Source organism: Rufibacter immobilis (assembly GCF_003721565.1).
GTDB classification, from domain to species: domain Bacteria; phylum Bacteroidota; class Bacteroidia; order Cytophagales; family Hymenobacteraceae; genus Nibribacter; species Nibribacter immobilis.
This window is the reverse complement of the sequence record NZ_RJJE01000009.1, coordinates 416,389-428,794: the sequence shown is the minus strand read 5'-3', so window position 1 is coordinate 428,794 and position 12,406 is coordinate 416,389. Positions and strand designations below refer to the sequence as shown.

Annotated in this window: 11 protein-coding genes; 7 read left to right on the top strand and 4 right to left on the bottom strand. The window is 54.5% G+C overall.

Annotated elements, in window-relative coordinates:
- Window positions 1–39 precede the first annotated feature (39 nt).
- The 4 genes from EFA69_RS09055 to EFA69_RS09040 form a co-directional block, all read right to left on the bottom strand.
- On the bottom strand, window positions 40–786 hold the full coding sequence (locus EFA69_RS09055; protein ID WP_123132780.1) for a DUF72 domain-containing protein: 747 nt from the start codon (window positions 784–786) through the stop codon (window positions 40–42).
- 94 nt (window positions 787–880) lie between these two features.
- A complete protein-coding gene (locus EFA69_RS09050; protein WP_148041312.1) occupies window positions 881–1,252 on the bottom strand; it encodes a hypothetical protein in 372 nt (123 codons plus the stop codon).
- Window positions 1,225–1,521 (bottom strand): hypothetical protein, encoded by a 297-nt coding sequence (locus EFA69_RS09045; RefSeq protein ID WP_123132778.1) that lies wholly within the window; start codon window positions 1,519–1,521, stop codon window positions 1,225–1,227. Before EFA69_RS09045 ends, EFA69_RS09050 begins: the two co-directional genes overlap by 28 nt.
- 11 nt (window positions 1,522–1,532) lie before the next feature.
- Window positions 1,533–2,051: a GAF domain-containing protein gene (locus EFA69_RS09040; protein WP_123132777.1), complete on the bottom strand. Its 519-nt coding sequence runs from the start codon at window positions 2,049–2,051 to the stop codon at window positions 1,533–1,535.
- 438 nt (window positions 2,052–2,489) lie between these two features.
- On the opposite strand from EFA69_RS09040, the gene EFA69_RS09035 reads away from it, so the two are divergent.
- The 7 genes from EFA69_RS09035 to EFA69_RS09005 all read left to right on the top strand — a co-directional run bounded on the left by EFA69_RS09035 (window position 2,490) and on the right by EFA69_RS09005 (window position 12,223).
- On the top strand, window positions 2,490–3,518 hold the full coding sequence (locus EFA69_RS09035; protein WP_123132776.1) for a quinone-dependent dihydroorotate dehydrogenase: 1,029 nt from the start codon (window positions 2,490–2,492) through the stop codon (window positions 3,516–3,518).
- An 84-nt stretch (window positions 3,519–3,602) separates the two neighbouring features.
- The gene (locus tag EFA69_RS09030; protein WP_123133426.1) at window positions 3,603–6,266 is read left to right on the top strand and encodes a DNA translocase FtsK; all 2,664 of its coding nucleotides are present in this window, start codon (window positions 3,603–3,605) and stop codon (window positions 6,264–6,266) included.
- 42 nt (window positions 6,267–6,308) lie between these two features.
- Window positions 6,309–6,962 (top strand): LolA family protein, encoded by a 654-nt coding sequence (locus tag EFA69_RS09025; RefSeq protein WP_123132775.1) that lies wholly within the window; start codon window positions 6,309–6,311, stop codon window positions 6,960–6,962.
- A gap of 961 nt (window positions 6,963–7,923) precedes the next feature.
- Window positions 7,924–8,751 (top strand): orotidine-5'-phosphate decarboxylase, encoded by an 828-nt coding sequence (gene pyrF, locus EFA69_RS09020; RefSeq protein ID WP_123132774.1) that lies wholly within the window; start codon window positions 7,924–7,926, stop codon window positions 8,749–8,751.
- Between the two features lie 102 nt (window positions 8,752–8,853).
- A complete protein-coding gene (locus EFA69_RS09015; protein ID WP_183906730.1) occupies window positions 8,854–10,149 on the top strand; it encodes a DUF2851 family protein in 1,296 nt (431 codons plus the stop codon).
- On the top strand, window positions 10,146–11,453 hold the full coding sequence (locus EFA69_RS09010; protein ID WP_123132772.1) for a hypothetical protein: 1,308 nt from the start codon (window positions 10,146–10,148) through the stop codon (window positions 11,451–11,453). Before EFA69_RS09015 ends, EFA69_RS09010 begins: the two co-directional genes overlap by 4 nt.
- 137 nt (window positions 11,454–11,590) lie before the next feature.
- Complete coding sequence (locus EFA69_RS09005; RefSeq protein ID WP_123132771.1) at window positions 11,591–12,223, top strand: NeuD/PglB/VioB family sugar acetyltransferase; 633 nt, start codon at window positions 11,591–11,593, stop codon at window positions 12,221–12,223.
- Window positions 12,224–12,406: the final 183 nt, after the last annotated feature.

Here is a 12,406-nt window from a genome sequence, read left to right as displayed (position 1 = left end):
CCCTAAACGCAACGGCATTTCTTCTTCTAATCGGCAGACTCAAGACTCAGAATTAAACCTAACCAGTTCCTGCAACCGGATGGCGTTGAAGGCGGCATATCCGTTCTGGTCATTATCGAAGTAGAGATACACATCTTTGCCTTCTGCGGCCCAGGTGCAGCAGGTGTTGGCCCACCATTGCAGGGCGCTTTCTGAGTAACTGCCGGCATATTTCCCCTCGGGGCCGTGCAGCCGGACGTAGACAAAATTGGCGGTGACTTCCAGCGGAGACATGTGCCCGGCCAGCTCATAGATGCAGAAGGCGTGGTTATGGGCGCGTAGCAGGTCATACACCTGCGGGTGGTACCAGCTGGGCTCCCTGAACTCAAATGTGTAGCGGTAATAAGGCGGCAGCGCCCGCAGAAATTCCTCAAAGCGTTCCAGGTTCAGGCGCCAGGCCGGAGGCAGTTGGAACAGGACAGGACCCAGTTTCTCTTCCAGCGCCTGCGCGTTGCCCAGCAGCTGCGCTAAACCCTGTTGTGCGTCTTTCAGCTTTTTCATGTGGGTGATGTACCGGCTGGCCTTCACGGCGAAAAGAAAGTCTTGGGGTACGCTGGCGCGCCAGTTGGCGAACGTCTGGGCGGTTGGGAGGCGGTAGAAGGAATTGTTGATTTCCACTGTCTTGAAATAGCGTAGATAATGTTCTGTGAACTGCGCAGACGTAACGCCCTTGGGGTAGAAATTGCCTTTCCAGTGGTTGTAGTGCCACCCAGAGGTGCCTATGTAGATGCTTCCTAGTTCCTGCATAGCCTCCTTATACCCAGCGGCGCGGAAAGTGGTTAACCCATCCGGCAGGCGTTTTGGCCCCGATTCTGGAAAAAGAGCCCCTAAACGGCTTTGCCTATCTGTTCAGGAAACGGTGAAAAATGCCGCCGCCCAGGGCGTAGCAGAGAACGTCCCAGAGGTCTGCGGTGTACCGGGGCATGAAGGTGGGGAGGAGACACTCAAACACCAGCGAGACGTAGGTCACCACAAACAACACGTGGTAGACCGTGAAACGTACGCGCGGGCCGTACAGCAGGCGCATCAGAAATAAGGTAACGGTAAGGAGAAGCGGCAGGCAGAGGAGGTCATCCAGGTAAAACTGTAGCCAGGAGGGGCGGGGAAAATCCAGCCAAACCGTTGCGCGGTGCCCCAGGTACAGGGTGGCCAGCAGCCAGAACAAGGGCGAGAACGTGGCCCAGTTTACCCGGCTAGCAGCGCGATGAGCCATAAGATAAAGGAAACAATGCCCACAAACGCCAGCTGAAACCCCAGCCCTATGCTTTTGAAGAACTTCACCAGCGCAGAATCATCGGGGTTGATCTGGATGAGGTCCACTGAGAACCGTTTTTCTTCCTCTTCCTTGCGTTCGGCCTGGGCCTGTTGCCGTTCAAAGGCGGCGGGGTCTAGGAGACCTTGGCAGTGGTCGCAGCGGTCAGAGGGGTTGTGGGTCCAGGCCGACCATTGGCCGCAGTGGGGACATTTTTTGCTTGCTTTCATGGCATGTACAACTAAACGGGCTTTTCCAGCAACGTTTCCAGTGGGGGTGAAAGAATAGTGAGCAGCAGCTCCAACAGGTGCGGGTGCGGAAGCGGCTTGTGGTGCAACAGCGATACAATGCCCACCAATTCCCCGCTAGCGCCCAGAATAGGAGCCCCAAAGTAGCTTTCTATCCTGAATACGCGAAGATAGTGGTCTTGGGGGAATTGCTTCTGCACGCCCTCTGCAAAATACAGGATGCCGTGCCGGTTTACGTTGGCGCAAGGGGTGCCTTGCAGCGGGTAATACGCTTGCAACGCCATGGATTCACCTTTGAGCAGGAGGTGGCGCACCTGCATTTCTTTGGGCAGCGTAGTTTTGCGGCAGAGCATGACCACATCTGCCCCAGAGTGTTGGTGCAGGAAAGAGAGCAGGTCGCTAATGTAAGATTCTTGGTTTACCTGCTGGGCTAATAAAACAGCTGCATCCAGAATGAGTTTCTCCTCCGTTGACCATGCTACCTCTATTCTCGGATTCCACGACTTCAGCATTCCTTACCCTTTTGGTGTGTACATGCCGTGCTTTACAAAAGCCGTGCCTATTTCTGGCTTTTTGTGATTATTCAATAAATCTATTGGGCTATAAGAAGAGGAAAGCCAGTTTAAACGGTTTAAAGGCACTGTTTTCCCCAGATAAATTAAGACCATTGCGTTTAGCGGCTCTTTTTTGAAAAACAGCCGCTAAACGCAACTTACCGTGAGATGGAGGATGGGACATGCCAAATTTCACCGGTATCACTTTCTCGTTCTCCTAGGCCGAAGGAGGAAAATGCCAGAGAGCAAACAGTTGCTGTCAATGAGCCGGGTAATAACTGGTAAAGCGCAGTCAGGATGTGCAGGCTGAGGGAAGTCTCTTAAAACCGCAGATAAGTTACTTTGGTCACCCCAGAAGAAGGCTAATTCTTTATCTTTGCCCAAACCTCTTTTGCCGTGTACAAAAACATTATCCGTCCGTTGCTTTTTCAGGTAGATCCTGAAAAGGTGCACCATTTCACCACTTCAGCGCTTAAAACCGGTTTCCAGTTGCCCTTGGCCAAGACCATTAGCCAGAACCTGTTTCAGGTGGCAGACCCACGGCTGGAGCGGAAGGTGTTCGGGCTCACGTTCCCCAATCCGGTGGGGCTGGCCGCAGGCTTTGACAAAGATGCCCGCATGATAGATGAGTTCGCGGAGCTGGGCTTCGGGTTTATTGAGATCGGGACGCTTACGCCTAAACCGCAGGCCGGCAACCCCAAACCGCGGTTGTTCCGGTTACCGCAGGACGGGGCCATCATCAACCGCATGGGCTTTAACAACGAAGGCGTAGACAAAGCCGTAGAGCGTCTGCGCAGCCGCAAGAGCCACGTGATTGTGGGCGGCAACATCGGGAAAAACAAGGTCACGCCCAATGAGCAGGCCCTGCAGGATTATCTCTACTGCTTTGATGCCCTGTATGACGTGGTAGATTACTTTGTGGTGAACGTGAGCTCGCCCAATACCCCAGACCTGCGCGCCCTCCAGGAAAAAGAGCCCCTGCGCGACCTGCTTAGCAATTTGCAGGACCGCAACCACGGCAAAGCCAGGCCCAAGCCCCTGCTCCTGAAGATAGCGCCAGACCTGAACCACGCCCAGCTGGATGATATTGTGGAAATTACCGCCCAGACCAAGTTAGCGGGCGTGATTGGCACCAACACCACCATTAGCCGGGCCGGGCTTAGGACTCCGGTTAAAGCCGTGGAGGAAATGGGAGCCGGTGGATTAAGCGGCAAACCACTCACCAGCGCCTCTACCCAAGTACTCAGGTACCTGCGCCAACAGCTGCCCCAGGAGGTGCGATTGGTAGGCGTGGGCGGAATCATGACCCTCGAAGACGCTTTGGAGAAGCTGGCCGCCGGGGCAGATCTGGTGCAATTATACACCGGCTTCATTTACGAAGGACCGGGATTGATTAAACGGATTAACGAGCGCCTACTCAGTTAATTACTATATAGAATAAACCATATACAGAGAGAATGTGTACGGCTTATTGATTGGAATAGTGTAGATTTGAAGTTTGGAGACAGCATGGCAACGAACACATATAAACGCGATGTAGGGACTGGTCCGCGGCCTAAGAATACGCCCCGGAGCCAAAATGAACCGAAGGGAAAGACAGAGACACGCGCCCCCAAAGAGGCCAAACCCAGAAAGTCTTTCCCCAAACCGCAGATTTCCTTTAATTTTTTGAAAGATAGGCGGCTGCAGCTGTTCATCGGGTTTTTCTTTCTGCTGTCTTCGCTGTACCTCACCATCGCGTTTGTCTCTTTCCTGTTCACGGGCACCGCAGACCAAAGCGTGGTAGAGTCTGTAACGGCGCAGGACGTGAAGGAATCTGGGCTGGAGTCAGAAAACTGGCTGGGCCTGTTTGGGGCCTGGATCTCAGATTACTTCATCAATCAATGGTTTGGGGTGGCCTCCTTCTTTTTTGTGCCGGTGGTGTTCTACATCGGTTACAAGATCGTTTTCCGGCGCACGTCCATCACGCTGTCTTCTGTGGTAACGCTATGTTTGTTCGGGTTGCTGTGGGGCTGCATAACCGCCGGTTACCTGGTGCTGCTGAACCAGGCTACAGATACGTACGGTTTCCTGAGCGGGGCCATCGGGTTTGAGACGGCTCTGTGGCTGCAAAGCTTGCTGGGCTGGGGAACGGGGCTGCTCATGGCGTTCGCGCTGGTGGCCTTTGTCATGTTCTTCTTCAACATCACCACGCTGGGCCGCCCCAGATTTGCCAGGCAGACAGCTCCGGCGGCTCCCGTGGCCGAAAAGCCCGAAGGCAATGTCTACGCTTCGCCCTCAATGGGCATGAACCACTTAACCAATCCATCGGGTACTTTTGAGGAGGAACCTGAGTATCCGGCCCCGTTTGCCTTGCAGGCCCAGCCTGAGGAGGAAGAAGAACCTTATGAGGAAGACCTCTACCACCAGGAAGAGGAACCGGAGCAGGACGATTTCTACGAGGAGGAGCCGGAGGAAGAGGTGCAAACCCGGGAAGAGAACCTGTTTGCTTTTAATGAAGGTCCAGTGACGGCCAAACCTGTGGTGCCCCTGGCAGCCGTGCCTCTGTCTCTGGAAGTGGAGCAGGACGATGACGTACTCATTGAAGAGGAAGAGCCCTCTGCTGAACTGGACCTGGCCATTGAAAAGGTAGCCGCAGAGGAAGAATCTGATGACCTGGTGAGCGAGAATTATGACCCTACCCTTGACCTGCCGCGTTACCAGTATCCGTCACTGGAGCTGCTCATTGACTACGGCGTGGGCAAAGTGCAGGTGAGCAAAGAAGAGCTGGAGGCCAACAAAGACCGCATTGTAGAAACCTTGGGCAATTACAACATAGGCATTGCCAGCATCAAGGCTACCATTGGCCCCACCGTGACCCTCTATGAAATTGTGCCCGATGCCGGGGTACGTATCTCCAAAATCAAGAGCTTGGAAGATGACATCGCGTTGAGTTTGGCAGCCTTGGGCATCCGGATCATTGCGCCCATTCCGGGCAAGGGAACCATCGGGATTGAGGTGCCCAACAAGAAGAAGGAGATGGTGTCCATTAAATCTATCCTGAGCACTGAGAAATTCCTGAAAAGCGAGATGGATCTGCCTATTGCCTTCGGGAAGACCATCACCAATGAAGTCTTCATCGCTGACTTAGCCAAAATGCCGCACTTGCTCATGGCGGGTGCCACGGGCCAGGGGAAATCGGTGGGCTTGAACGCCATCCTCACGTCGTTGCTCTACAAGCGGCACCCGTCGCAGCTCAAGTTTGTGCTGGTAGACCCTAAGAAGGTGGAATTGTCTTTGTTCAACAAGATTGAGCGTCACTTCCTGGCCAAGTTACCTGATACCGATGAGGCCATCATCACCGATACCAAAAAGGTAGTAAACACGCTGAACTCGCTCTGTATGGAGATGGACCAGCGTTATGATTTGCTCAAAGACGCCGGTTGCCGCAACCTGAAGGAGTACAACCTCAAGTTTGTGGAACGCCGGCTGAACCCTAAGAAAGGCCACCGCTTCATGCCGTTCATTGTGCTGGTCATTGACGAGTTAGCCGACTTGATGATGACGGCGGGGAAAGAGGTGGAAACGCCTATTGCGCGTCTGGCGCAGCTGGCCCGGGCCATTGGCATTCACCTGGTGGTGGCTACGCAGCGCCCGTCGGTAAACGTGATCACGGGTATCATCAAAGCCAACTTCCCAGCCCGTATTTCCTTTAAGGTAACGTCTAAGATTGACTCCCGTACCATTCTGGATACCGGCGGCGCCGATCAGTTGATTGGCCAAGGCGATATGCTGTTCTCGTTGGGCTCTGACCTGATCAGGGTGCAGTGCGCGTTTGTGGATACCCCCGAGGTAGACCGCATCTGTGAGTTCATTGGGGAGCAGCAGGGTTACCCAGACGCTTATCTGCTGCCAGAATTTGTGGGCGACGAGAGCGGCAATGACAAAGCAGACTTTGACCCGAGCAACAAAGACGCCATGTTTGAAGAGGCGGCCCGCATTGTGGTCACGCACCAGCAGGGCAGTACCTCTCTGTTGCAACGCCGCCTGAAGCTGGGTTACAACCGCGCCGGTCGCCTCATTGACCAGTTAGAGGCTGCCGGAGTTGTAGGGCCGTTTGAAGGCAGCAAGGCCCGCGAAGTTTTAATTCCAGATGAGTACAGTTTGGAACAGTTATTGAATAGCATGCAGTAGTAAATTTTACACGGCATTTATATTCAACTTAAATAGACACACATGAAACGATTCTTTTCTTTTCTGCTCGCCCTGCTGGCGGTGGTTCAACTAACCCAGGCCCAGAACGTGCAGAAAGACCCACAGGCCGAGAAGATCCTGGATGCGATGAGCAAAAAATACCAGGCCCTCAACGCTTTCAAAGTGAATTTTACCCAAACCCTGGAAAGCCCTTCGGCCAAGGTGAAGGAGTCCATTAGCGGCGATATTACCATTTCCGGTAACAAGTACCGCCTGGCGGTAGCGGGGCAGGAAATCATCAACAACGGCGCCACTATCTGGACCTTCATGAAAAAGGAGAACGAAGTGACAGTCTCAGACAATGACCCAGATGAGCAGGAAATGACGCCAAACCAGATCTACACGCTCTACAAGAAAGGTTACCGGTACGTGTATGGCGGGGAGGAGAAAGAAGGCGGTGAGGCCGTACACGTCATTGACCTAACCCCCAACGACCGCGAAAACCAGATCTTCAAGGTGAGGCTGCACATCAGCAAGAAAGACAACTCCATCAAGTCATGGAAGATGTTCCGGAAGAACGGCAACCGCTACACCTACAAAATCACCAAATTCACTCCTAACCCACCGGTAACGGCTACCACCTTTGCCTTTGACAAGAGCAAGTACAAAGGCGTGAAAGTGGTAGACCTGAGATAGTAGCACGTATCACGTATCAAGATAAATGCTCCCGCTGAATAGCGGGAGCATTTGCGTTTAGGGGCTGTTTTTCCAAAAACAGCCCCTAAACGCAAATGCATGGCCCGATGCCCGGCTCTCGCCAGAAGGTAGCCGGGCTTCTGTTTTAGGCCAGATTCCAGAAAAAGAGCCGCTAAACGCAAATCAGCGCGGACGCCTGTAGGTTGAAACAAGTCCTGAGTCTTGAGTTCTGAGTCTAGAGTTTGGTTTTGGCTTAATTTGGGAAGACAGAGGCGGGAGTTGGCGCAGACGCTCACAGGTCCTCCAGACGCTGCGAGGTCTTTGGTTGATTGTTGATTGCTTACTGCTGATGGTTTGAACAAGTGCTGACGCAAGACTTCTGTCTCGTGCCAAAGGATGGGGCGAGTCTCCAGACTCGCCGGGAACCGCGGGAAGATTAATACGCGTAGAACCCACCCCTACCCCTCCCAGGAGGGGAGTATCTGCACGAGTAAGGAAAGATTACTAATGAAGTCAGCTCACGCAGTCATTCTTCTGCCGTCTCCACGCCTATACCACCTTTCCCATCATTGCCGCCTCATCCTCTTTGAACCGGAACTCCCCTCCTGGGAGGGGTAGGGGTGGGTTTACGTTAGCAGAGTTTCAGCCGCCAAGTTCCAACAGCCTCTACTAAACGCACCTATTCCAGTCTTACCCATCGAGCGCCTCGCTTGTGGCCGAAGGATAGCGGGAGCTAAACACCAACTGCACTAGCTTGGCCGCAAGGGCAGTGCGAGAGGGGAAGAAGGGGGCCCGCGGCCGTGAGCGCTTACCGCCAAAGATGGAATAGTGAAGTTTATGAACCCACGCGGCAAGCGGTTACTCCAAGGCATCAGCTTAAAAGCATTGCGTTTAGCGGCCATTTCAACAAAAAAAGGCAAAAACGGTTTAGCTTTGTGTCCGCTATCAATTAGATCCTTCCATGACCAGACAACAGCTTTTTGAACAGATACAGCGCAAACGGTCTTACCTGTGCATTGGGTTAGACACAGACATCAAGAAAATACCGCCGCACCTGTTGCAGTTGGAAGACCCCCTCTATGAGTTCAACCGGCAGATCATTGAGGCAACGGCAGACCTGTGCGTGGCTTATAAGCCCAACATCGCGTTCTATGAGGCCCACGGCCCCAAAGGCTGGGTAAGTCTGGAGCGGACCCTGAGCGTGATTCCGGAGGAGCTCTTCACCATCGCCGATGCCAAGCGTGGCGACATTGGAAACACCTCGGAGCTGTATGCCCGCGCGTTTTTTGACCAGATGAACTTTGATTCCATCACCGTGGCCCCGTACATGGGCGTCGACTCCGTGTCGCCGTTTCTGCAGTTCCCCAACAAGTGGGTCATCCTGCTGGCGCTCACCTCCAACCCGGGCCACGAAGATTTCCAGCTGCTGAGCGTGGTGTCTGAAGGCAAATCGTATTTCATGTTTGAGAAAGTGATCCATAACAGCCAGACCTGGGGCTCCGCCGAAAACATGATGTACGTGGTAGGCGCCACCCGCCACGACTATGTGGAGCGCATCCGGCAACTGGCCCCCGACCATTTCCTGCTGGTGCCCGGCGTGGGCGCGCAGGGCGGAAGCCTGGAGGAAATCTCCAAGTTCGGGATGAACAAAGAATGCGGGTTGCTGGTGAACTCATCCAGACAGATTATTTACGCCTCGCAGGGCGAAGACTTCGCGGAGAAAGCCCGCGCCGCCGCGCTGGAGGTGCAGCAGCAGATGGACCGTTACCTGAACGAGTACCTGCCGTAATAGCCGTTTAGCGGCTCTTTTTCCAAAAACGGCCCCAAAACGGAAACAGCCTTTCGGGTTCTGCTGCGTATGTGCAGAGTAAACCCGGGAGGCTGTTTTTTTATGAAAGAAGATTTCCTGCACTACCTCTGGCAATACCAGTACTTCCGGAAGGAGGACCTCTGTACCACGCAGGGCGAGGAAGTGGCCGTGCTGCACCCGGGGTTCTACAACCGGTCAGACGCCGGGCCAGATTTTTCCAGCGCCCGCCTGCGCATAGGCGGGAACCTCTGGATTGGCAGTGTGGAGCTGCATCTCAGAGCCTCAGACTGGCGCCGCCACCAGCATCAGCATGACCAGAAATACAACCAGGTGGTGCTGCATGTGGTGTGGGAAAACGACGAAGTGGTCTATCGGGAAGAAGGCACGCCCATGCCCACCCTGGAGCTGAAGGACCGGGTGGCCCTGCCGGTGCAGGCGCAGTACCAGGAACTGCTGTGGAGCCAAACCGCCATTCCGTGCGCCGCCCAGGCCCCGCAGGTAGAGAGCATCTTTAAGTCGGCCATGATGGACAAAACCCTGCTGGAACGGCTCACGCTCAAAGCAGATCTGGTGCTGGAACGTCTGGCGCAGAACCAGCAGGACTGGGAAAGCACCGTTTACCAGAGCATGGCGGCGGGGTTCGGGTTTAAGATTAATCAGGAGGGCTTTCTACGGCTGGCGCAAGTGCTTCCCTATAGCTTAGTGAAACGTTATCGGCAAAGCCCGGGGCAGTTAGAGGCGTTGGTGTTTGGGCAGGCGGGTTTCCTAACCGGGGAAATTGCTCACGATGGCTACGCCGAAGTTCTGGCAAAAGAGTATGCGTTTCTGGCCCATAAACACCAACTGGAGGCTCCGCTGCCTATAAGTGCCTGGAACATGCTGCGGCTGAGACCGGCCAATTTCCCGGGCATACGGCTGGGGCAATGGTACGCGGTGTTGCAGGCCCAGGAGCATTTGTGGTCGGGATTGGTGGCCTGTGAGACCAAGGAAGAGTATTTCGGCTTTTTCCGGCAGACGCCCCCGGTCTATTGGCAAACCCATTACGCGGTGGGGAAACCATCGGCGCAGCCGTTCCCTCAGATGGGGGAGGAAAGCATTGCCGGGCTGTTGATCAATGTGGTGGCTCCCTTGCTGGTGGCCTACAGCCGGCGCATGGATAATGCGGCGTTCCAAGAGAAGGCGGTACGGCTTTTGGAGGAACTGGGCAAGGAGCAGAACAAGATTACGCGTTTGTACCCGCCGCTGGGCTTCCCCAACGCCTCCGCCGCCGATTCGCAGGCGTTGCTGGGACTTTACCACACATACTGCGCACCTAAGAAATGCGTACATTGCGTCATTGGGCACCGCCTGATGAAACAGAACCTCACCCTGGCATGAACCTGCTCTCCTGGCTGCATCTTCCCGCTTTTCTTTTTCTGGTGTACCTGCTATGGCGGACCGTGGGGAAGGGACCGGGCCTGAAACCCGTTTTCTGGACTGCCTTGCTCCTGAAGTTAGGTTGCGGGGTTGCGCTGGGTTGGCTGTACCAACATTACCTGAATATTGGCCCTAACTGGCACCAGATGGGCGATACTTGGTCCTACCACGCCGAGGCGCTGAAAGTGGTAACTGCGGCTAAGGAGAACCCAGCCTGGTACCTCAAGTTTCTGTGGCAGAATGACGTGAGCGAGGTGAAGCTGCTCTGGAAGGTCTATTCAAACTCGTTCTTCTTCCTGAAGCCCTTGAGTGGGTTGTACCTGCTTACGGGCAACTCTTATTGGGGGAGCGGGCTGTACTTGTCTTTGTTCAGTTTCTGGGGGAGCTGGTTTCTGGTGGGTCAGCTAAGAACGTATTTCCCGGCATATGGACTGGCGGCGGCAGTGGCCTTTCTCTTCTTTCCTTCTACTGTTTTCTGGGCCAGCGGTGTGCTCAAAGATGCCTTGTTCATGGGTAGTCTCTGCCTTACGGTAGGCTTATTCCTGAAGCTGTATAAAACGGAAAGTTCTGCCGAGTCCGGAAAATATATCCTGTTCCTGTTGCCCTGCGTCTGGCTGCTCTGGCGCATTAAATTCTTTCTGGCGGCGGTACTAGTGGTGCTGCTGGGGACTTATGTGCTTACCAAATGGCTTGCGGAACGGGTGGAAGGGCTGCGTTCGCGGCATAGGCAGCTGCTGGTGTGGCTAGGACTGCTGGGGGGAGGGGCCTTTGCTGCTTCGTTCGCGCACCCCACGTTCAACCTGGGCTTCTTTGCCCGGCACATCCTCTGGAACTACCGGAACATTCTGGAGAAAACAGATCTTTCCAAGCCCCATTTGTCTTTCCCTGACTTGCAGGCCACCCTCGGTTCCGTACTCCTGCACGCTCCGGAGGCAGTGGGGCAGATGCTCTCCCGTCCGTTTCTCTGGGAAGTGGGGCCTTTGTCTTATCAGGCCATGGGCCTGGAGAACCTGTTGCTCTTCCTGCTGGTACTGCTGTGCCTCTTAGAAAGGATAAAGGAACGGAAACTCCCGCCGCTGCCCTCATTTCTGGCGGTGTTGCTGGTGTTTTTCTGCGTGGCCGGGGTGCTGGTGACCTTGCCCACGCCCAACCTGGGTTCTCTGCACCGGTACCGGGCGCCGCTGCTGCCCTTCTTTCTGACGGTGATTATTGCCTGGGGACCCTTGCCCGCCTGGGGCCGAAAGCTGGCAAACCGCTGGGGCTAAGCTATTCCGTTTTCTTTGCCTATTTTTGCACCGGAATAGTTTTGGCCGTAAATCAGAAAAACGGCCGCTAAACGGAAAGCAGGTCGCCTGAGCCATTCGGGAACGGCGGCCAGTTCCAATACAAACCAGAGAGACCTATGCAGAATCCAGTTATTATATTAGGCGCCCAGGAGTTGGGCGTGTTGGCCTTAGATGCCTTCCAGAGCAACGATGTAATTGTGTATTGCTTCCTGGACGACCAAGTGGCCCTCCAGCAGAAAGAAGTGAACGACATCACCGTGATGGGCAACACCGAGGACGAGAATTTCCTCAAGATGCTGGGCAAGAAATGTGATGTGTTTGTGGCCGCCGAAGACAATGCCACCCGCAAAAGCCTCACCAACATGCTCAAGGAAGATTACAAAGTGGTGCCAGTGAACGCCATCCACAAATTCAGCTACGTGTCTGAGCACGCCTGGCTAGGCCACGGCAACTTTGTGCAGGCTGGGGCCATTGTGAACGCCAACGCCAAAGTGGGGAACGGCTGCATCATTGGTGCCCGCGCCGTGGTAGACACCACCGCCGTGCTGGATGATAACGTGCAGCTAGGGGCCGGCGCCATGGTGAACGCCGGTGTGACCATTGCCGAGGGAGCCTTCATTGGGACCGGGGCCGTGGTGGTAGCCGGCGTCAAAATTGGCAAGAACGCCCGGGTTGGCGCCGGAGCCGTGGTAGTCGCTGATGTGCCCGCCAAGCAAACGGTTTTCGGGAACCCAGCCAAACCTGTTTAACCTCCTTAGTTGCCGCCACTAGGATAACTATTTTCTTAGGAAGAGCCTGTTTATTATTTTCTTCCGGGTAGAAAAGAAACTCTTTCTCTGGCGCAAGCGTCCACTTGTTTTTTAACAGGAGAGACTGTTTCTGTTTTAAGTCTGCTTATATAAAAATCTAAGGTGCGAATTACCATCTTCTAG